The organism is Micromonospora sp. CPCC 206061, assembly GCF_036906915.1.
In the GTDB taxonomy this organism is placed as follows: Bacteria; Actinomycetota; Actinomycetes; order Mycobacteriales; family Micromonosporaceae; genus Phytohabitans.
In genome coordinates this window covers 442,933-461,373 of record NZ_JBAKHX010000001.1, presented here as the reverse complement: position 1 = coordinate 461,373, position 18,441 = coordinate 442,933, and the positions used below count along the sequence as shown (strand labels likewise).

Here is an 18,441-nt window from a genome sequence, read left to right as displayed (position 1 = left end):
CGAGGTGTCGGTGAGGCGCCACATGCCGATATACTGCGACGGCAACCCGACAAACACGATGGTGTATCCACTGTGGATCGAGGGATAGATGACCGCACCCGTGGCCCATCCGCTGCGTCCAGAGACCGGCTCCGGCCCTCTGGTCGCTTTCGTGCACGGCATCCAGGACACGTGGGGAACCTGGCAGGTGCTGGCCGAGCGCCTGCCGGAATCCTGGCGGCTGGTGGCCTTCGACATGCCATGGGGCACCGACAGCGGACACCGCTGGCGCCGGGAAGCCAACAGCGGCGGTTGGCTGCGCCGGGCCCTGGACGGGCTGCCCGATCCGGTGGATGTCCTGGTGGGGCACTCCCTCGGCGCCTCCGCGGTGCTCGAGACGCTCGCCAGCGGCAAGCCACCGCTGCGCGCCGCGACGCTGCTCGCGCCCCAGTACCGCCCCGCCGGATGGCGGGTTGACTGGGAGCTGTTCGACACGTTCCGGGACCGGTTGCAGGGCGTGGTCCGCGAGCAGCTGCGCCGGCGGCTGCTGGCCCGCGGCGGCCGGACCGACGAGGCCGCGATCGAGTCCCGACTGGACAAGATGATCGACCGGATCGGCCCGATGTACGTGCTGGCGTTGTTCGACGAGTTCATCGCCAGCGGCGACCTCGCCCTGTCCACGGTCTCGGTGCCGACGCTGATCATGTCGGGGTTGGACGACGACTCCCTGACCCATGGGCGCGTCGACGTGCTCTCCCAAGAGCTGCCGCGCGCCACCATCCTGCGCGAACCCACGCTGTCCCACATGTGCCACATCGACCAGGCCGGTCTCGTGGCGGCCTACCTGTCCGCGTTCGTCAGCCAGGCATGCCCCGACCTGGCACCCATCCGAGAGGAACGGCCATGTTGAGGTTCCGTGTGGCGGCGGCGCTGGCGGTCGCGCTGGTCGGCGCCGGCGTCGGCCCGGCCGCCGCGGCGACGACCAGGCCAGACGTGGTGCGCACCGAGGCCGGTGCCGTCCGCGGCGTGGTGGCGGCCCGGTCGATCGACTTCCTCGGCGTGCCGTACGCCGCGCCCCCGACCGGTGAGCGGCGCTGGCGCCCGCCCGCCGCCCCCGTGCCGTGGACCGGCGTGCGCGCCGCCACCGCCGCGGGGCCGTGGTGCGCCCAGAGCCCGGACGTCTTCAACGGCTTCACGGGCAGCACCGCAGAGGACTGCCTCACCGTCAACGTGCACGTGCCCCGCCGAGCCACCGGGCGGCTACCGGTGATGGTGTGGCTGCACGGCGGCAGCTTCGTCACCGGCTCGAGCGACCGGTACCGGCCCGACCCGCTGCTCGCCGCCGGCGACGCCGTGGTGGTCACGGTCAACTACCGGCTCGGGGCGCTCGGCTTCCTGGCGCATCCGCAGCTCGGCGGCCAGATGAAGACCGGATCGGCCGGAAACTACGGCCTTCTCGACCAGCAGGCCGCGCTCGCCTGGGTGCGGCGCAACATCGCCCGGTTCGGCGGCGACCCCGGCCGGGTGACCCTCTTCGGGCAGTCGGCCGGCGCGGTCGCCGTCTGCGCCCACCTGGCCTCGCCACGCGCGGCGGGGCTCTTCACCCGCGCGATCGTCCAGAGCGGCTCGTGCGTGACCCCGACGGCGCCAGCGGCGGACGCGCTCGCCGCAGGCAGCGCCTTCGCCGGCCAGCTCGGCTGCGACAGCGCGGCCTGCCTGCGCGCCGCCCCTGTGACCGAGCTGCTCGCCGCCGCGGCCGGCACCGAGTGGGGACCCGCCGTCGACGGCGCCGTGTTGCCCACATCGGTCCCCGAGGCGGTGGCCGCCGGCCGGGTGCACCGGGTGCCGGTGATGGAAGGGACCACGCACGACGAGACGCGGATCTTCACCGCCCTTCAGTTCGACGCCGCCGGCACCCCGATGTCGGAGGAGACGTACCGGGCCGTGGTCGGCGCCCAGTTTGGCGGCGCCGCCGCCAAGGTGCTGGCCGAGTACCCCTCGGCCGCGTTCGGCTCGCCGGGCCTCGCCTACTCGGCGCTGACCACGGACGCCTGGTTCTCCTGCCCGGCGGCGCAGTCGCGAGCGTTGCTGGCCAGCCGCACGACCGTCTACGGGTACGAATTCGACGACCCGCAGGCGCCGCCTGTCGTACCGCTGCCGGACAGCCTCCCGCTGGGCGCGTACCACGCGGCGGAGCTGCCGTACCTGTTCCGGCTTGTCGGGGTCGACGTGCGGCTCAGCCCGGCACAGCAACGGCTGTCGCGACAGATGGCCCACTACTGGCTGGCGTTCGCCCGCACCGGCCGTCCCGCCGCGATCGGCGTGGCGCCGTGGCCGGCACACGGGTCCGGCGGGCCGGTCCAGCGGCTGGCACCTGACCGGACCGCGCCCTCGGACGCCTTCACCGCCGACCACCGGTGCGCCTTCTGGGCCTCGCTGGCATGACCGGCGGTTCCCGGTACGTCCTGGTCACCGGCGGCTCGTTCGGCGACACGCTGCCCTTTGTCGGGCTGGCCAAGGCGCTCGCCGCTGCCGGCGCCGAGGTGCTGCTCGCCGCCGGACCGGAGGTCGAGACGCTGGCGCGCGCGGAGCGGCTGCCGCAGCACACGCTCGCCGCGGCGCGGGTGTCGGATCTGTCGCTGGACCCGCGGCCGGGCCGGCGGATGGCCACGTTTCTGGGCCTGACCCTCCGGCGGGTCGTCGAGCCGCTGGACCAGACTGTCACGCAGCTGGCACCGGTGCTGACCGATCGGGACATCGTCGTCGCCCACCCCATCCAGCTCGCCGCACCGATTCTGGCGCGCGCGCGGGGCCTGCCGTGCGTGACTGTCAGCCCGGCCACCTGGCTTTTCCGCAACGCCGAGCGGATGCCGCTGTACCTGCCCCGCCGCTCACTCGGCACGGCTGCCAACCGGCTCGCGTGGTGGCTGTTCGAGCGCCGCCTCGACCGGCGGTTCCTGCCGGCGGTGCGCGCGGTGTGGCAGCGCTGCGGGCTGCCCGGCGAGCCGAGCTCCTTCCTCGACCTCAACCGGTCGGCGCAGCGGACGCTGCTGCTGACCTCCCCGCTGTTTCTGGACTCCCGCCGGCTCGCCCCGGCCGTGGTCGCCACCGGCCTGGCCAGCTGGGACACCACACGCATGTGGCGCAACCGGCGGCCGCTGGAGCGTTTCCTTGACGACGGCGAGCCGCCGTTGGTCTTCCGGGCGCCGCCGCACCTGCCCACCGGCGGCTTCCGGGCGGCGGCGGCCGAGGTCTGCCGCCGGCTCGGCCTGCGGTCTGTGGTCATCGACTACAGCGCCGACCGGGTGGGTGCCGACGGCGGCTGCTACGTGGACCGTTACATCCCCCTATCGGTGATCGCGCCCCGCGCTCGCGCCGCCGTCCACTATGGCGGTCTGGGCACGTCGACCGCTTTCGCGGCGGCCGGCGTGCCAGCCGTCGTGACGCCCTCCATTGTGGACCAGTTCGAGAGTGCTGAGGTGGTCGCCGCGCACGGGGCCGGTGTCCGGCTGGACTGGCACCGGCTCTCCGCGCGACGGCTGGAGTCGGCGCTGGTGCGGGCCCTGACGCTCGCCGACTCGGCCAGTGCGCTCGGCACCCGGCTGCGGGCCGAGGACGGCTACCGCGTGGCGGCCGGTGAGCTGCTGGCGATGGCGGCCGGGGCCGCCCGGTGATCGAGGATCCGCGGGCTGAAGTCTCGATCACGCGTTTCGATCATGGCGTCGGTGACGGGTCGCGGTCGCGCCGCGCGAACAGGCGCCACAGCCGCTCCGGCGCCAGGCAGGCCAGCGGCTGGACCGTGGCGAGCTGCGACGCGTATGCGAGCATCGCCTGCGCCTTGACACCCAACGGGCCGCCGTCCGGCGCCATCTCGACCGCACCGTGGGCCGCCGCGAACGCCCGCACCACGTCCGCGGCGCGCAGCGGAAACTGCACCCGGTACGGCAGGTCCTCGTACGCGAGCACGGTCATCGCCGGAAACTCGCGCGCCACCGCTGGCCACACCCGGCCAACCTGCCGGTGGTCCGGGTGGATCAGGCCGATGGGCCCCAGCACGGTAGCCGGGCGGTGCGCCACGATGAGCGCTCGCAGCCGATCCGCTATCGCCTCGTCCGGGCTCGGCCGCCGGTACTGCCGGTCGAGGAAATCCAGGTGTGCCGGGCGGGCGCGCAGCAGCGCGAGCGCGATGGCGTCCTCGTCGCGCCGGCGAGCCATCGCCTCGGCGGCGCTCGCGAAGCCGGTACGCCGGTCGTACCCGCCGTTCTCCCCGGCGTCCGGTACGCCGGCGAAGACCGTCGCCACGACCGCGTCCGGATGCGCGGCGACGAACTGGCCGGCGGACAGCACGGCATCGTCGAGATGCGGCGAGAGCACCAGCAGCGTCACCGTCAGCCCTCCCGCCTCCGCTTGCCCAGGCGCACCGGCAGCAGGTCCAACCCGCGCAGCGTGAACGTCGACGACCACTCCGGCGCCCCCGCGAGCGCCAGGTCGGGAAACCTGCGGGCCGTCTCCCGCAGCAGCACCTCGACCTCCATCCGCGCGACCGCCGCGCCGAGGCAGTAGTGCACGCCGCCGCCGAAGGACAGCGCCCGCCGCGACGACCGGCGCCCGAGATCCAGCCGGTCCGGCTCCTCGAACGCCTCCGGATCGCGGTGGGCCGCGCCGACCATGGCCATGACCTGGGTACCCGGTGGCAGCACCGCGCCGCCCACCTCGTACCGCTCGCGCGCTACCCGGGCGATGGACTGGATCGGGCTGTCGAAGCGCAGCAACTCCTCCACCGCGGCCGGCGCCAGGTCCGGCTCGGCGCCCAGCCGCGCGTACTGGTCGGGATTGCGCAGCAGAGCCAGCAGCCCGAGAGAGATCAGGTTGACCGTGTTGTGATACCCGTTGACGAACAGGAACGCGCTGTTGGCCATCAGTTCGTGGAAGGCCAGCCGGTCGGTGCCGTCGCCGGCGGCGATCAGCGCGGCCAAGGGGCCGCCGTCCGGGCGGTGCCGCCGGCGCACCAGCAGCCGTCCGAAGTAGGCGCCGAGGTCGCGCTCCGCACGCAGGGCCGCGCCGCGGTGCTCCTCGGCCAGCAGGAAGCCCGGGTCGCCGTTGGCCGCGAGCGCGCTGCCCCAGCTAGCCAGCGCCTCGCGGTCCCGGTCGGGCACACCGAGCAGGTCGCAGACGACCGCCAGCGGCAGCGGCAGTGCCAAGGCGCTTACCGCGTCGACCACCTCGCCAGCGGGCAGGCCGTCGAGCAACTCGTCGACCCGCCGCTCCACGGGCTCGCGCAGCGTCTCGAAAAGGTCGCGGGGAAAGGCGCCGGCGAGCGCGCGGCGGACCCGGCCGTGCTCCGGCGGATCGAGGGCGCTGACCGGCCGGGTGACGCCGCGCCGGATCGCCTCGGCGATCCCGGCCACCGCGCCGTCCTGCGGCGAGTCGGTGACGCTGGCGGTGCCCAGCGCAGGGTCGCGCAATGCCCGCGCGACATCCTCGTACCGGGTCAGCAGGCAGAAGCCGGCGGTCGAGCGGTGCACCGGTGATGTGCGCCGCAGTCCGGCGAGGAACGGGTATGGGTCCACCCGGTACTGCCGCGAGGTCGCGAAGGTGTACAGCGGATCGCCGGTCAGCGCAAGCATGGTCGGCTCAGGCACGCGTACCTCCCGCGCTCGGCGTGAGCCGGACCGGGACGCGCTGGTGCGAGCGGAAGTTGAACTGTGGCGCGCGGATCGGCTCGCCGTCCGGCTCCAGCGCCGCGCAGCCGCGGGCCAGCCGGTCGAACACCGCGGTGGCCTGCGCGCGGGCCAGCGCGGCGCCGACGCAGAAGTAAGGGCCGCCGCCGAAGCTCAGATGGGGGTTGGGGCGCCGGCCGACATCCAGCCGGTCTGGCCGGTGGAACCGCCGGTCGTCGTGATTGGCGCAGCCGAGCATGAGCACGAGTACCCGACCGGCGCGCACCGACCGGCCGCCGACCTGCACCGGCTCGCGGGCCATCCGCACCGTCGTCTGGATCGGCGCGTCGTAGCGCAGGAACTCCTCCACCGCCGTGGCCGCCAGGGATGGATCGGCGCGCAGCCGCGCGTACTGGTCCGGGTGCGCCGCGAGCGCCGCGCACCCACTGGCGATCAGGCTGGTCGTGGTGTCCAGCCCGGCGTAGAGCAGCCGGATGGCGTCGTCGGCGCCACGGTCGCGTGCCGCGGCGTCGTCGGCCGCCGCGGCGATCCCGCTCAGCAGGTCATCGCGTGGCGCCCGCGCCCGATCGCGCAGCAGCGCCCGGAAGTAGTCGCGCAGCCACAGCACGGCGGCGTCGGCCGCCTCCATCGCCCGGCCGGCGGCGGTCGGCGCGTCGCCGAGGACCGACAGGGGCGCCACCCGCGCCGCCACCTCGCTGCGCTCGGCCGGCGGTACGCCCAGCAACTCGCCGAGCACCGCCACCGGCAGCGGCCGGGCAAGGGCCGCCACCGTGTCCGCGCGGCCCGCGGCCAGCATGGCCGCCACCAGATCGTCGACCACCGCGGCGATCCGGACGGCGCGGGCCCGTATCGCCGCGGGCCCGAACTCGTGGGCGATCGCCTGCTGGATGGCGGGGCCGCCACGGACGCTGTCCATCTGGCCGACGAACTCGCTGGCCGGGCCCCGGCCGGTCACCAACTGGTAGAAGGCCTCCGGCATCAGGTGCTTGTGCAGCCGCGGATCGCGCATCAGCGCGTTGACGTCCGCGTAGCGGGTCACGCCGTACTGCATCGGCCCGAAGCGGCACAGCGGCCCCGCCGCGCGCAGCTTGGCGTAGACCGGATACGGGTTGGACATTGTGGCGGGGTCCGTGCCGTCGAATCGGGGCGGCAGGACCGTGACGGCTTCGGGCATCGAGACCCCCCGATCACGCCCCGGCGAAGCGACTGCGACTCGACCGCGACGATACACCATCATGGTGGATTCTCCCGTGGTCGAAGAGTGTTGTTTTTCTGGCCGCAGCCGTGGAGAGTGAAAGAGACCATTGGTGGAAGTCGACATCGGCGGGGGAGCGTATGGCGACACCGGTGATCGTCGAGGCGGTACGCACGCCGATCGGCAGGCGCGGCGGCTCACTGTCCGGGCTCAAGGCGGTCGAGCTGCTGCGGGCGGTGCAGCGCGCGGTGATCGAAAGGGCCGGTGTGGCGCCCGGCGAGGTGGATCAGATCATCGGGGGATGCGTCACCCAGGCCGGCGAGCAGAGCCTCAACGTCACGCGCAACGCCTGGTTGAGCACCGGCCTGGACTACCGAGTACCGGCCACCACGGTGGACGCGTCCTGCGGCAGTGGGCAGCAGGCGAACCACCTCGTGGCCGCGCTCATCACCGCTGGCGTCATCGAGGTCGGCATCGCGTGTGGCGTGGAGTCCATGAGCCGCGTACCCATCGGCGTCAACCTCTACAATGGACCGGGCCACTACAAGACCGCGGACTATCCGTGGCAGGATCCGCCGAAGAGCCAGTTCGGCGGCGCGGAGCGGATCGCCCGCCGGGAGGGCGTCAGCCGGGCGCAGCTGGACGAGTACGGGTTGCTGTCTCAGGACCGGGCGGCGGCAGCCTGGGCGCAGGGGCGGTTCGACCGCGAGGTCGTCCCGCTCAAGGGGCCCGTGCCGGGCCCTGAGGCCGAGCCCAGCGAGCCCGGCGAGCCGCGCCAGGTCGAGGTGACCCGCGACGAGGGGGTGCGGCCGAGCACGGCCACAGGCCTCACGGCGCTCGCGCCGGTGCTTCCGGATGGTCTGCACACCGCCGCCACGATCTCCCAGATCTCCGACGGGGCGGCTGCGGTGCTGTGGATGTCGGAGGACCGCGCGCGCGCCGAAGGGCTGCGCCCGCGCGCTCGCCTGGTGCACCAGGTCGTCACCGGCGCCGACCCGTACTACCTGCTGGACGGGCCGATCGAGGCCACCGCCAAGCTCCTCGACCGGTCCGGGATGGCGCTTGGCGACATCGACCGGTACGAGGTGAACGAGGCGTTCGCCGCCGTGGTGCTGGCCTGGTCCCGCCGGTACCGCGCGGACGCCGAGCGGCTGAACGTCTCGGGCGGTGCCATCGCGCTGGGGCATCCGCTGGGCGCTACCGGTACCCGCCTCATCGCCACCGCTCTGCACGAGCTGGAGCGCTGCGGCGGCGAGTACGCGCTCGTGACGATGTGCTGCGGCGGCTCGCTGGGCACCGCGTCCCTGCTCCAGCGGCTGTGAGGAGGACGGGTGGACAAGGCCGAGTTCTACCGCGAGGCACGCGACGACGTCGACGGCCCGCTGCACGGCCTGCGCGTCCTCGATGTCACCACCGTCTGGTCCGGACCGATGGCCAACTGCGTGCTGGCCGACCTCGGCGCCGACGTCATCCGGGTGGAGCTGCCGGGCGGGCGCGGCCAGCCGCCGCCGGAGATTCCCGGCACCGGGCTGTCCTGGTTTCACCAGACGGTCAACCGCAACAAGCGCGGCATCTGCCTCGACCTGCGCCAGCCGCCGGCCCGGCGGGTGTTCCTGGCCCTCGTCGCGACCGCAGACCTCGTGGTGGAGAACTTCCGCCCGGGCACGCTGGACGGCTGGGGGGTGGGCTACCAGGACTGCCGCGCGGTCAAGCGGGACATCGTCGTGGTCTCCATCTCGGGATGGGGGCAGTTCGGTCCGGCGGCGGCACGGCGCGGGTACGACCCGGTCGTGCAGGCCGAGAGCGGGTGGATGGCGCTCAACGGCGGGCGCGGCGACGATCCGGTCAAGGCGCCGACCTTCCTCGCTGACGATATGGCCGGCCTGCACGGCGCGATCGCGGCGCTCGCGGCTTTGCGCCACCGGGATCGCACCGGCGAGGGCCAGCACGTCGACGTCGCGATGCTCGACGCGCTGCTCTACTCCAGCAACGGGTACCTGACGCTCGCAGCCACCGGCGCGGCGCCGCGCCGGCTCGGTGATGAGACGGAGTTCGTGGTGCCTAGCAACGCCTACGACTGCGCCGACGGGCGGGTCTACCTCGTGGTCGCGCTGGACCGCCAGTGGCGGGCGCTGGCCGAGACGATGGGCTGCCCGCGCCTGGCCCGCGCGCCGGGGTTCGCCCGCAACGACGAGCGGCGCGCCAACCGGGACGAGGTCAACCGGCTGGTCGCCCAGTGGTGCCGGGAGCGCCCCGTGGCGGAGGTGCTCGCCGCGCTGGAGCGCGCGGGCGTGGTGGCCGGCCAGGTGCGGGAGCTGGCGGACGTGGCCGCGGATCCGCACATCCGCGAGCGGGACATGCTCCAGCAGACCGTGCTCTGGAACGGCACGAGGGCTCCGCTGGTCGGCCCGGCGGCCAAGTTCGCCCGGACGCCGACGAGGGTGCGTATGGGCGCCCCGGCGCCCGGCCAGCACACCGACGAGGTGCTGGCGGAGATCGGGATCGGTGCTGACGAGCGGGGTGCGCTGCACGCCGCGGGCGCCACCGGGTCGCCCACCGCGCCGGCGGGCGGTGCGGCCGGTGGGGGATAGCGAAGGAGGGAGTAGCCATGCGCGTGGAGGTCGACTTCGACCTGTGCGAAAGCAACGCCATGTGTGCGAGCGTCGCGCCGGAGGTCTTCCGGGTCGGTGACGACGACATGCTGCACGTGCTCACGAAGGAGCCAGAACGGCGGCTTTGGCCGGACGTGGAGGCAGCCGCTCGCGCCTGCCCGAAGCTGGCCATCACGCTGGTCGACGACTGATGTGCTGTCCTCAATGGACAAACATTTGTGAATGCGGCCTCTTGCTGAATCGCGCCATGTCATACACCATGGACGGGTACGGGAATGGTGATTCTGCTTCGCATCGAGGCTGGGGTAGCTGGACGGGGGACTGCTGAAACATGCACCGTGCGTTGGTCACCGGAGCGTCGCGCGGCATCGGCCGGGCGGTCGCGCTGCGCCTGGCCAGGGAGGGCTACGCCGTCGCCGGGTGCTACGCGACCCCCTCGGAGACCGCGAGCAAGACCGAGGCCGAAGTGCGATCGTTCGGGGTGCCGTGCCACTTCGCCGCCTGCGACGTGGCCGACGAGGCCGCGGTCGACGCGTTCGTGCGCGATGTGGAGGAGCGGCTCGGTCCGTTGGACTGCCTGGTTAACAACGCCGGCGTCACCCGGGACGCGCCGCTCGTGCTGACCGCGCCCGCCGACTGGCGTGCGGTGCACGAGGTGAACCTCACCGGCACCTGGAACGTCTCGCGCGCGGTCACCTTTCGCTTCATCAAGCGGCACGCCGGCGCGGTGGTCAACATGTCCTCGATCGCCGGCATCTACGGCAACGCCGGCCAGACCGCGTACGCCGCGAGCAAAGCCGGGATCATCGGGCTCAGCAAGGCGCTCGCCAAGGAGGTCGCGCGCTACGGCATCCGAGTCAACGTGGTGGCTCCCGGTTTCGTCGAGACCGACATGACCGGCGCCCTTACCGCCAAGCAGCGGGCCCGAGCCCTCGACCAGGTTCCACTGCGGCGGTTCGGCCAACCCGACGACGTTGCCGAGATGGTGGCGTTCCTGCTGTCCGAGCGCGCCGCGTACGTCACCGGCCAGGTCTTCGGCGTGGACGGGGGTATGACGCTGTGAGCGCCGAGGCCGCCCAGACCGCCGAGGCCGCCGAGACCGCCCAGACAGACACCGGCTGGGCGCCAGTGCCGGTGCCGGCGTTCGCCGCTCCGCTGCCTGCGCTGGACGCGTTGCGGGTGCGCCACTCGACGTACGGGATCGAGATCCACGCCCGCACCGCGGTCCGGGCCGGCGACCCCAACCTGGCCGGCCACTTTCCAGGCTTCCCGGTGTTTCCCGGCGTGTTCCTGGTGGAGTGCCTCCGGCAGGCGGTCGACGCCGCGTTCAGCCGGCAGGAGGGCCGGGCGGCCTTGCTGCGGGTCGTGCGGTCCGCCCGGTTCCTGGCGCCGGCGCTGCCTGGCGACGAGCTGAGCCTGGTGGCCGGGGCCACGGCCGAGGCTCCCGGCCGGTGGCGGGTTGCCGCCGAGTGGCGGCGCCGCGACGGCGTCGTGGTGGCGCGCGCGGTGGCCATGTTCGACGAGGTCGTGCCGGATGAGTGAGCAGAGCTGGATCCGGACCCTGCTGCCGCAGCGCTACCCGCTGCTGCTGGTTGATCGAGTGGTGAGCCTGGTGCCGGAGCTCTCGATCTGCGCCCTGAAGGCGGTCACCGTCAACGAGCCCTGCTACGCCGGAATGGGCGACGGCGCCGCGCCTGCCGACTACGCCTACCCCGTCTCGCTCATGCTCGAGTCCCTGGGCCAGACCGCCGCACTGTTGTGGCTGCGCGGACAGGAACCCGCCGCCACCGCCTCGGTTCTGCTGTTCGCCGGAGTGCGTGACTACCGCGTGGAGGGCGGGGCCTTCCCCGGCGACGTGCTGCGCCATCACGTCGAGATCGAACGCGTGGTGGCGGAGACCGCGTTCGCCCGTGGCGAGACCTGGATCGGCGACCGCAGGGTCGCCCAGGTCGACACGTTGATCGCGGCCCGCCGGCCGCGCGCCGACCTGGCCGGACGCGCCGCACGCCCGACCTGACTGACCACCCTGACCGAACCGAGCCGAGGAGGACGCCATGACGCAGACCGACCCGCGCCTGGAAGAGCTTCGCGCGATCGTCGCCGAGGTACTGGAAGTGGAGCCCGAGGAGCTCACCGACACCGGCGACTTCATCGACGAGTACGAGGCGGACTCGTTGCGCGCGATCGAGATCCTGGCCCGCATCGACAAGGTCTACAAGGTCGAGATCCCGCAGTCGGAACTGGCTACCCTGCGCAATCTCAAGCTGGTACATGACGCGCTGGTCCGGTACGCGGGCGGGCAGGGCTGAGAGATGCCACGGGTGGTGGTGACCGGGCTCGGTCCGGTGTCGAGCATCGGCGTGGGCGCGGAGGCGTTCGCCGCCGCGCTCCGCGCCGGCCGTTCCGGAATCTCGCCCATCACCAGCTTCGACACCACCGGCTTCCCCCACGACCGCGGCGGGGAGGTGCGTGACTTCGAGCCCGGCGCCATTCTGCGCCGGATCGCCCCAGGGCGGTGGGGCCGGTCCAGCCAGTTCGCCGCGGCGGCGGGGCGCCTGGCGGTGGCGGACGGCCGGCTCGACCTTGCCCAGCTGTCGCCGGAGCGCGCCGGCGCGGTGATCGGCACCACCAGCGGCGAGTCGGTCGCCGTCGAGGCGGTGACCGCGCAGCTGGTGGCCGAGGGCTTCTCTGCCGTGGCGCCCGACCTGCTCCGCCAGGTGCCGGCCAGCCGGCTCGCCCATGCGGTCAGCGCCGAGCTCGGCCTTGCCGGCGAGTCGCTGACCATCGCCACCGCCTGTTCGGCCAGCAACTACGCCATCGGGTACGCGTACGACCTGCTCGCCAGCGGAGAGGCCGACGTGATGTTGGCCGGCGGGGCCGACTCGGTGTGCCGCTGGGCGCACGCCGGCTTCTTCCGCCTCGGCGCGCTGGCGCCGGATCGCTGCACGCCGTTCGACCGCGACCGGGCGGGCATCCTGACCGGCGAAGGCGGTGCGGTGCTGCTGATGGAGACGCTGGAGCATGCCCAGTCGCGCGGCGCCCGCGCCTACGCGGAGGTCCTCGGTTACGGCCTCAACTGCGACGCCAGCCATCCGGTGGCGCCAGACCGGGCGAGCGTGGCCGAATGCATCCGTATCGCGCATCGCAATGCCGCCGTCAAACCGTCCGAAGTGGACTATATCTGCGCACACGGCACCGGCACGCCGGCCAACGACGCGACCGAGGCGCAGGCCATCCGCGAGGTGTTCGGCGCCCGGATGCCTCCCGTCAGCTCGATCAAGTCGATGATCGGCCACACCATGGGCGCGGCGAGCGGGTTCGGCGCGATCGCCACCACCATCGCGATCGACCGCGGGTTCCTGCCACCCACCGTCAACCTCACCGTGGCGGATCCGGCCCTCGGCGACCTTGACGTCGTGCCCAACCAACCTCGTCCCGCCACGGTCCGGATCGCCCAGAACAACGGCTTCGCGTTCGGCGGGAACAACGCGATCGTCATGCTGGGAGCGGTGCGGTGACCACGGGCGGACTGGTGATCAGCGGCTGGGGGGCCGTAAGCCCGGACGGTATCGGCGTGCCGGCCCTGGTCGACCGGCACGCCGCCGGGACGCCGCCGGCCCTGACGCCCGCCGGCGATCCGCCCGAGCCCAGCGGATACGCGTACGCCGGCTTCGACCCGCGCCGCGAGCTCGGCCGCAAGGGCACCAGCTTCTACGACCGAGCGACCGCGCTTGCGGCGGTCGCGTGCGGCGAGGCGCTGCGGGACAGCGCGCTGCCGCTCACCGACGACGGCGACCGGTCCCGGGTCGGCCTGGTGCTGGGCACCACGCTCGGCAGCTTCAAGTCCACCAGCGACTTCACGCGCGAGACGCTGGTGCAGGACAAGCCCTACCTGGTCAACCCGGTCCTGTTTCCCAATACCGTGATGAACTGCGCGGCCGGTCAGGCGGCCATCCGGCACGGCCTGCGCGGCGTCAACGCCACCATCGCCGGCGGACCGACGGCGTTCCTCAGCGCCCTCCGGTACGCCGACAACGCGCTCACCCGCGGCTACGCCGACGCGATCCTCGTCGGCGCGGTCGAGGAGTTCAGCGCCCACCGAGCCTGGACGGTCCACCTGACCGGGCCGGACGGGTCGAGCCGGGCCGCCGGCGAAGGCGCCGCGGTGTTCACGATCGAGCGGTCGGGTGTGCCGCGGCGCGGTGCGCACCACGATGCCGAGGTGCTCGCCGTGGCGACCGGGTTCGGCCCTGGACCGGGCGGCGGCGCGGACGCGCTGGCCGCCTGCGTCCGCCGGGTACTCGCCCGGGTGCGGCTGCCCGAGGGCGAGCCGAGCCTCGTGGTCTCGGGCGAGTGGGAGACCGGCGATCGCAGCGAGTACGACGCCGTGGTATCGGTGCTCGGCAGGCGGCCGCGCCGGCTGCTGCCCAAGTCGCTGTTCGGCGAGTGCGACGCCGCGCATGGCGCCCTAGGGCTCGCCGTCCTGCTGGGCCTGCACCGGGCGGAGCCGGAGCGGGACGGCACGGTAACGCTGCTGACCGCGCGCGGTGGCGATGGCGCGGCGGCCGCCGCGCTGGTTCGGGGGTGGGGGCGTGGCGGTCGTTCTCGCGGCTAGTCAGGTACGCACCTGCTTCGGCGACGGGGACCAGACGTTCGCGGCGCTGTGCCGTGGCGACAGCGGGGTGGCGCCGCTGCGGCACCCCGACCCGGCGGGAATCAACGTGCGGTACGGCTACCACGGGGACGGCGGCGGCCCGTTCCTGGCCAGCCGGTGGCTTGTCGACTGCGTACGCCGGGCGGTGGCCGAGGCTGACCTGCGCCCTGGGCGGCAGCGGGTGGTCGCGCTCGTGGGCACCGGGTTGCGTGAGCTCGCGGCGGTGGAGGAGTGGGCGGTGGCCGGCCGAGAGGTGCCGCGGCACCGGCTGCATTTCCGGGACGCGCTCGCCGAGGCGGTGCCGGGGCTGGCCGACATCATCACGATCGCGAACGCGTGCAGCGCGGGTGGCCACGCGCTGGCGCTGGCGCAGGATCTGGTCGAGATGGGTGAGGCGGACGCGGTGGTGGCCGCCGCCGCCGACGGTATGACCTCCTCGATGCTCGCGATGATCGGCCGTGTGGCGGACGTACCGACCGAGCGCGTGCGGCCCTTCGACGCCGCCCGGCAGGGAGTCCTGCTCGGCGAGGGCGCGGCCGCGGCCGTGGTGGTTTCCGAGACGACCGCCCGCTCCGGCCTCGCACGGCTGTTGGCCACCGGCCTGTCCTGCGACGCGTACCACGAGACGGCACCGGACGTGGCGGGCATCTGCCGCGCGATGCGGGACGCGCTGTCGCGGGGGGACCGGTCCGCCGCCGACGTCGACCTCGTGGTGGCGCATGGCACCGGCACCGCCCTCAACGACCCGACCGAGTGCGCCGCGCTGCGCCAGGTTCTCCGCGATGGCGGCGGGGATCCGCTGATCACCGCCATCAAGGGTGCGGTCGGCCACACCTCGGGCAGCGCCGGCCTGGTCAGCCTCGACGTGGCGGTGCGCTGCCTGGCCAGCGGCGTGGTGCCGCCCGTCGTGGGTCTGCGTACCGTGCTGCCGGAGGGCGACGGCCTGCGATTCGCACTGCAGCCGGTACGCGTGTCGCCGCGGTTGGTGCAGGTCGACGCGTTCGGCTTCGGCGGCGTCAACGCGGTGACGCTGCTCGAACCGCTGCCGGGAGGTGCCCGATGGCCGGCGTCTACCTGACCGGCTGGAGCGTGCACCTGCCCGGCGAATGCGCCGAGGCGGTGCCCGCCGACCGGGCCATGGAACTGCTCGGCCGCCGGGGCCTGCTGTACAAGGAACCGGCGACCCGGCTCGCGCTCTGCGCGGTACACCGGGCGCTCGGACTGCCTGCCAAGGTGCGCCCGGAGGGCGCGGTGCGCCCGGACACCGCCGTGGTGGCGTGCGGCAACCTGGGCAACGTCGAGACGGTGGCGCAGGCGGCGCGAGCGGTGGCGGCCGGCCAGGCGCGCGAGGTAAGCCCGCTCGCTGCCCCGAACGCTTCCAGCAACGTGGTGGCCAGCACGGTGGCGAGGTGGTTCAGGTTCGGCGGCCCGAACCTGATGGTGTGCTCCGGTGCCACCGCCGGGCTCGATGGCTTCGCGCTGGGCGGCCTGTTGCTGCGCTCCGGCCGGGCGCGGCGGGTGGTTCTGGTGGGCGCCGAGCCCGCCGACGAGGTCGCCACGCGGCTGTACCGGTGCGGCGCGCCGGCGACTCCGTTGCGCGCCGGAGCCGCTTGCGTGGTGCTCGCCCTCGCGCCCGGACGGCCGGCGATCCGGGTGCGCGAGGCGCCCGGCTATCCGAAGTGGCCGGATCAGCCGGACCGGCCGGCGCTGGTGTTCGGCGGCGCGGACGGGCCGCCACCGTGGGGCGACTGCTACGGCGCGCAGGGCGTGGTGGGGCTCGCCACGGCCGCGCGTTGGCTCGCCGAAGGCGGCGCCGGGCCGGTCGGCGTGGTCTGCGGCGATCCAGCCGACGGCTGGCGGGCCGTGACGGTCGCCGGGAGCGGCGATGGATGAGCTGGCCGGCGCGGTGCGCGTGCTTGGGGCGGGCGTCCCGGGCGGCCCGCTCGCCGTGCTCGTCCACGGCCTGGAGGACTCCTGGCAAAGCTGGCGCGCCGTGGCCGCGCGGCTCGACCCGGCGTGGCGGGTGGTCGCCCTCGACCTCCCTTGGCGAGCGGGCAACGACTACCGGTGGCGGCGCGGCCGGCCGGCGCGCGCCTGGCTGGCCGCGGCCCTGGACCTGGTGGGCGCACGCCCCGACCTCGTCGTCGCGCACTCGTTCGGCGCCAACGCGACCCTGGAGCTGGTCGCCGGTGGGGCGGCGCCGAGACGAGGTGCGGTGCTGTTGTGCCCGCTCTACCGGCCTCCTGAGCTGCCGGTGACGTGGCGCGTGTTCGAGCGGTCCCGCAGCGGGTTCGTGCGGCACGTGCGGGACGGTGTTCGGGCGCGGCTCGGCCGGCGCGCCGAGGTCATGGACGCCGAACTGCTCGAGGTGGTGACCGCAAAAGCGGTGGACCGGATCGGGCCGGGCGGCTTCCTCACCGTCTTCGAGCACTTCGTGGCCAGCGGCGGGCTGACACTGTCCACAGTAGAGGTACCAGTGCTGGTGCTCGCCGGCGCCGCCGACCACACCTTGCCGCGGGCGGCGGCCGCCGCTCTCGCGCGGGATATGCCCGCGGCGACCGTACGCGTGCACGAGGGATACGACCACTTCTGCCATGTCCGGCGCGCAGGCCAGGTCGCGGCCGACGTCAGCTCGTTCGCCATGACCGCCGGGCTGCGACCAGTGCCGGCACTCGAAGGGGAGGACCGATGACGAGGGACGCGGCCGTGCTGCGGTGCCGGCCTCGCTACGAGGGCGCGAACATCCGCACCTGGGTGGGCTTCAAGCACTTCATGTACCTGGTGGAAGAGGCCGTGCTGCACTGGTTCCGCAGCCGGGGCTACGGCCCGCAGCGGCTGTACCACGAACACGGCCTCGGCTTGGAGATCGTTGACGAGTCGGTGCAGCTGCCGGCGGTGCTCGAGGTCGACGACGAGGTCGAGGCCGAGGTCGACCGGGTGGCGGACCGGCTGTTCGCGGTCCGCCTGCGGGTCGAGCGGGACGGGCAGCCGGTCACCGTGTTGCGGGGCAAGGTCGCGGTGGCCCTGATTCCCGAGCGCACCGCGGGCGTACCGCCGGCCCCGCCACCGGAGCTGGCCGCACTGGTGACGACCGCGCGGGTCCCGCCCGGTCTCGACGCGAGCGTCGATGGCGTCGGAGCGCCGTCGCCGGGCGCGTTCCGGTGGTCCTGGCCGGCGAGCTACGTCTTGTGCCACTTCTCGGATCGGGTGCAGCACTCCGGCTACGTACGCGCCCTCGAGGTGACCGTCGACCGCTTCCTGGCCAGCGTGGGCATCTCGGTCGGTCGGATGCTCGCCGAACGGTCGTGGATCCCGGTGGTGTCGCGGGCCCGGGTGCGCATGCTGGCACCCGCCCGCATGGAGGAGACCGTCCACACCACGTTCGCGGTCGACGACATGGTGCGCGACATGATGTTCGGCGGCCGGATGACCTGCCACGTCGAGCGCCGGGGAGCATGGGTGCCGGTGGCGACCGCGTCGATCCTGCACGCCTACGCGGTGAGCGCGGGACCGGCGGCCGGGAGCCTGGCCACCCTGGACGACGGGGTCATCGCCGCCTTGACCGGCACCCGAGCGGTTGCCCCGGTCGGCGTGGGAGTGTCGGCATGACTGGTTTGCGTCGCCCGAAGTCGCGGGCTCGGCTGTACTTCTCGTTCCGTAGCCCGTACAGCTGGATGACCGTGCTGCGGTTGCGGGCAGCGGTGCCCGACGCGATGCGGCGGATCGACTGGGTGCCGTACTTCGATCCGGATCAGACGACCGAACGGATGCTGACTGAGCGCGGGGCCGAGTTCCACTACGTGCAGATGAGCCGCGCCAAGCACCGGTACATCCTGATGGACACGCGGCGGCAGGCGGAGCGGCACGGCCTGCGGATGGCCTGGCCGGTCGACGTGGACCCCTGGTGGGAACTGCCGCACCTGGCCTGGCTCGCGGCCCGGGAGCAGGGCCGCGCGCTGGAGTTCTACGACGCGGTGACGGCGGCGCGGTGGCAGCGCGGCGAAGACATCTGCACGCCGCGGGTGCTGCGGCAAGTCGCCCTCGATGCCGGTGTCGACCCGGAGGCGGCGCTGGCCGCGCCGCACGATCCGGAGGTCCGTGAGGCGGCCGTCGCGGGGCTGGTACAGGCGTACCACGACGACGTCTTCGGCGTGCCGTACCTGCGGTGGGGCCAGCACCGGTTCTGGGGGCTCGACCGGCTGGCCGACTTCCTGGCTGTCTGGTCGCCGCCGGAGCCACCGCTGGCCGAGCCGCGCCCCGCCGCGCCGGGCCAGGTGCTGGCCGGCTACGACACCGACACCGCGGGCGGCTGCGGCTGAC

The 18,441-nt window shown here is 73.7% G+C and carries 20 protein-coding genes; 17 read left to right on the top strand and 3 right to left on the bottom strand.

Going from position 1 to position 18,441, the window contains the following annotated elements; all coding sequences use genetic code 11:
- Positions 1-88: 88 nt before the first annotated feature.
- Genes V6V89_RS02065 through V6V89_RS02055 form a run of 3 tightly spaced genes read left to right on the top strand, consistent with a single transcriptional unit; the run spans position 89 to position 3,653 of the window.
- Complete coding sequence (locus V6V89_RS02065) at positions 89-889, top strand: alpha/beta fold hydrolase (protein WP_334617160.1); 801 nt, start codon at positions 89-91, stop codon at positions 887-889.
- Positions 883-2,424 (top strand): carboxylesterase/lipase family protein, encoded by a 1,542-nt coding sequence (locus tag V6V89_RS02060; RefSeq protein WP_334617159.1) that lies wholly within the window; start codon positions 883-885, stop codon positions 2,422-2,424. Before V6V89_RS02065 ends, V6V89_RS02060 begins: the two co-directional genes overlap by 7 nt.
- Complete coding sequence (locus V6V89_RS02055) at positions 2,421-3,653, top strand: nucleotide disphospho-sugar-binding domain-containing protein (protein ID WP_334617158.1); 1,233 nt, start codon at positions 2,421-2,423, stop codon at positions 3,651-3,653. The genes V6V89_RS02060 and V6V89_RS02055 overlap by 4 nt, the downstream gene beginning before the upstream one ends.
- 40 nt (positions 3,654-3,693) lie before the next feature.
- On the opposite strand, the gene V6V89_RS02050 is transcribed toward V6V89_RS02055, so the two are convergent.
- The 3 genes from V6V89_RS02050 to V6V89_RS02040 are packed head-to-tail and all read right to left on the bottom strand — an operon-like array spanning position 3,694 to position 6,834.
- Positions 3,694-4,365 (bottom strand): PIG-L deacetylase family protein, encoded by a 672-nt coding sequence (locus V6V89_RS02050; RefSeq protein ID WP_334617157.1) that lies wholly within the window; start codon positions 4,363-4,365, stop codon positions 3,694-3,696.
- 2 nt (positions 4,366-4,367) lie between these two features.
- The gene (locus V6V89_RS02045) at positions 4,368-5,621 is read right to left on the bottom strand and encodes a cytochrome P450 (RefSeq protein WP_334617156.1); all 1,254 of its coding nucleotides are present in this window, start codon (positions 5,619-5,621) and stop codon (positions 4,368-4,370) included.
- Complete coding sequence (locus V6V89_RS02040) at positions 5,614-6,834, bottom strand: cytochrome P450 (RefSeq protein ID WP_334617155.1); 1,221 nt, start codon at positions 6,832-6,834, stop codon at positions 5,614-5,616. The genes V6V89_RS02045 and V6V89_RS02040 overlap by 8 nt, the downstream gene beginning before the upstream one ends.
- Positions 6,835-6,995: 161 nt before the next feature.
- Here V6V89_RS02040 and V6V89_RS02035 point away from each other — a divergent pair, with 161 nt between their 5' ends.
- The 14 genes from V6V89_RS02035 to V6V89_RS01970 all read left to right on the top strand — a co-directional run bounded on the left by V6V89_RS02035 (position 6,996) and on the right by V6V89_RS01970 (position 18,440).
- Positions 6,996-8,177: a steroid 3-ketoacyl-CoA thiolase gene (locus V6V89_RS02035; protein ID WP_334617154.1), complete on the top strand. Its 1,182-nt coding sequence runs from the start codon at positions 6,996-6,998 to the stop codon at positions 8,175-8,177.
- Between the two features lie 9 nt (positions 8,178-8,186).
- On the top strand, positions 8,187-9,446 hold the full coding sequence (locus V6V89_RS02030; RefSeq protein WP_334617153.1) for a CaiB/BaiF CoA transferase family protein: 1,260 nt from the start codon (positions 8,187-8,189) through the stop codon (positions 9,444-9,446).
- A gap of 17 nt (positions 9,447-9,463) precedes the next feature.
- Complete coding sequence (locus V6V89_RS02025) at positions 9,464-9,658, top strand: ferredoxin (RefSeq protein WP_334617152.1); 195 nt, start codon at positions 9,464-9,466, stop codon at positions 9,656-9,658.
- 140 nt (positions 9,659-9,798) lie between these two features.
- Positions 9,799-10,530, top strand: a complete 732-nt coding sequence (fabG, locus tag V6V89_RS02020; RefSeq protein ID WP_334617151.1) for a 3-oxoacyl-[acyl-carrier-protein] reductase — start codon at positions 9,799-9,801, stop codon at positions 10,528-10,530.
- A complete protein-coding gene (locus V6V89_RS02015) occupies positions 10,527-11,009 on the top strand; it encodes a 3-hydroxyacyl-ACP dehydratase FabZ family protein (protein ID WP_334617150.1) in 483 nt (160 codons plus the stop codon). The genes fabG and V6V89_RS02015 overlap by 4 nt, the downstream gene beginning before the upstream one ends.
- Positions 11,002-11,484, top strand: coding sequence for a 3-hydroxyacyl-ACP dehydratase FabZ family protein (locus tag V6V89_RS02010; protein ID WP_334617149.1), 483 nt, complete (start codon positions 11,002-11,004; stop codon positions 11,482-11,484). The genes V6V89_RS02015 and V6V89_RS02010 overlap by 8 nt, the downstream gene beginning before the upstream one ends.
- 37 nt (positions 11,485-11,521) lie before the next feature.
- A complete protein-coding gene (locus tag V6V89_RS02005) occupies positions 11,522-11,776 on the top strand; it encodes an acyl carrier protein (RefSeq protein ID WP_334617148.1) in 255 nt (84 codons plus the stop codon).
- Positions 11,777-11,779: 3 nt separating this feature from the next.
- Positions 11,780-12,985, top strand: a complete 1,206-nt coding sequence (locus V6V89_RS02000; protein ID WP_334617147.1) for a beta-ketoacyl-[acyl-carrier-protein] synthase family protein — start codon at positions 11,780-11,782, stop codon at positions 12,983-12,985.
- On the top strand, positions 12,982-14,082 hold the full coding sequence (locus tag V6V89_RS01995) for a beta-ketoacyl synthase N-terminal-like domain-containing protein (protein ID WP_334617146.1): 1,101 nt from the start codon (positions 12,982-12,984) through the stop codon (positions 14,080-14,082). Before V6V89_RS02000 ends, V6V89_RS01995 begins: the two co-directional genes overlap by 4 nt.
- A complete protein-coding gene (locus tag V6V89_RS01990) occupies positions 14,060-15,199 on the top strand; it encodes a beta-ketoacyl synthase N-terminal-like domain-containing protein (RefSeq protein ID WP_334617145.1) in 1,140 nt (379 codons plus the stop codon). Before V6V89_RS01995 ends, V6V89_RS01990 begins: the two co-directional genes overlap by 23 nt.
- Entirely contained in the window at positions 15,181-16,014 is an 834-nt protein-coding gene (locus V6V89_RS01985; RefSeq protein ID WP_334617144.1) for a beta-ketoacyl synthase N-terminal-like domain-containing protein, read from the top strand. The genes V6V89_RS01990 and V6V89_RS01985 overlap by 19 nt, the downstream gene beginning before the upstream one ends.
- Positions 16,007-16,813, top strand: a complete 807-nt coding sequence (locus tag V6V89_RS01980) for an alpha/beta fold hydrolase (RefSeq protein ID WP_334617143.1) — start codon at positions 16,007-16,009, stop codon at positions 16,811-16,813. Before V6V89_RS01985 ends, V6V89_RS01980 begins: the two co-directional genes overlap by 8 nt.
- Complete coding sequence (locus V6V89_RS01975; protein ID WP_334617142.1) at positions 16,810-17,730, top strand: thioesterase; 921 nt, start codon at positions 16,810-16,812, stop codon at positions 17,728-17,730. The genes V6V89_RS01980 and V6V89_RS01975 overlap by 4 nt, the downstream gene beginning before the upstream one ends.
- Complete coding sequence (locus V6V89_RS01970) at positions 17,727-18,440, top strand: 2-hydroxychromene-2-carboxylate isomerase (protein ID WP_334617141.1); 714 nt, start codon at positions 17,727-17,729, stop codon at positions 18,438-18,440. Before V6V89_RS01975 ends, V6V89_RS01970 begins: the two co-directional genes overlap by 4 nt.
- Position 18,441: the final 1 nt, after the last annotated feature.

Bases quoted from the DNA above. Each gene is read 5' to 3' on its own strand.
- V6V89_RS02065 (WP_334617160.1), top strand. From the start codon at position 89: ATGACCGCACCCGTGGCCCATCCGCTGCGTCCAGAGACCGGCTCCGGC.
- V6V89_RS02060 (WP_334617159.1), top strand. From the start codon at position 883: ATGTTGAGGTTCCGTGTGGCGGCGGCGCTGGCGGTCGCGCTGGTCGGC.
- V6V89_RS02055 (WP_334617158.1), top strand. From the start codon at position 2,421: ATGACCGGCGGTTCCCGGTACGTCCTGGTCACCGGCGGCTCGTTCGGC.
- V6V89_RS02040 (WP_334617155.1), bottom strand. From the start codon at position 6,834: ATGCCCGAAGCCGTCACGGTCCTGCCGCCCCGATTCGACGGCACGGAC.
- V6V89_RS02035 (WP_334617154.1), top strand. From the start codon at position 6,996: ATGGCGACACCGGTGATCGTCGAGGCGGTACGCACGCCGATCGGCAGG.
- V6V89_RS02025 (WP_334617152.1), top strand. From the start codon at position 9,464: ATGCGCGTGGAGGTCGACTTCGACCTGTGCGAAAGCAACGCCATGTGT.
- fabG (WP_334617151.1), top strand. From the start codon at position 9,799: ATGCACCGTGCGTTGGTCACCGGAGCGTCGCGCGGCATCGGCCGGGCG.
- V6V89_RS02010 (WP_334617149.1), top strand. From the start codon at position 11,002: ATGAGTGAGCAGAGCTGGATCCGGACCCTGCTGCCGCAGCGCTACCCG.
- V6V89_RS02005 (WP_334617148.1), top strand. From the start codon at position 11,522: ATGACGCAGACCGACCCGCGCCTGGAAGAGCTTCGCGCGATCGTCGCC.
- V6V89_RS02000 (WP_334617147.1), top strand. From the start codon at position 11,780: ATGCCACGGGTGGTGGTGACCGGGCTCGGTCCGGTGTCGAGCATCGGC.
- V6V89_RS01985 (WP_334617144.1), top strand. From the start codon at position 15,181: ATGGCCGGCGTCTACCTGACCGGCTGGAGCGTGCACCTGCCCGGCGAA.
- V6V89_RS01980 (WP_334617143.1), top strand. From the start codon at position 16,007: ATGGATGAGCTGGCCGGCGCGGTGCGCGTGCTTGGGGCGGGCGTCCCG.
- V6V89_RS01975 (WP_334617142.1), top strand. From the start codon at position 16,810: ATGACGAGGGACGCGGCCGTGCTGCGGTGCCGGCCTCGCTACGAGGGC.
- V6V89_RS01970 (WP_334617141.1), top strand. From the start codon at position 17,727: ATGACTGGTTTGCGTCGCCCGAAGTCGCGGGCTCGGCTGTACTTCTCG.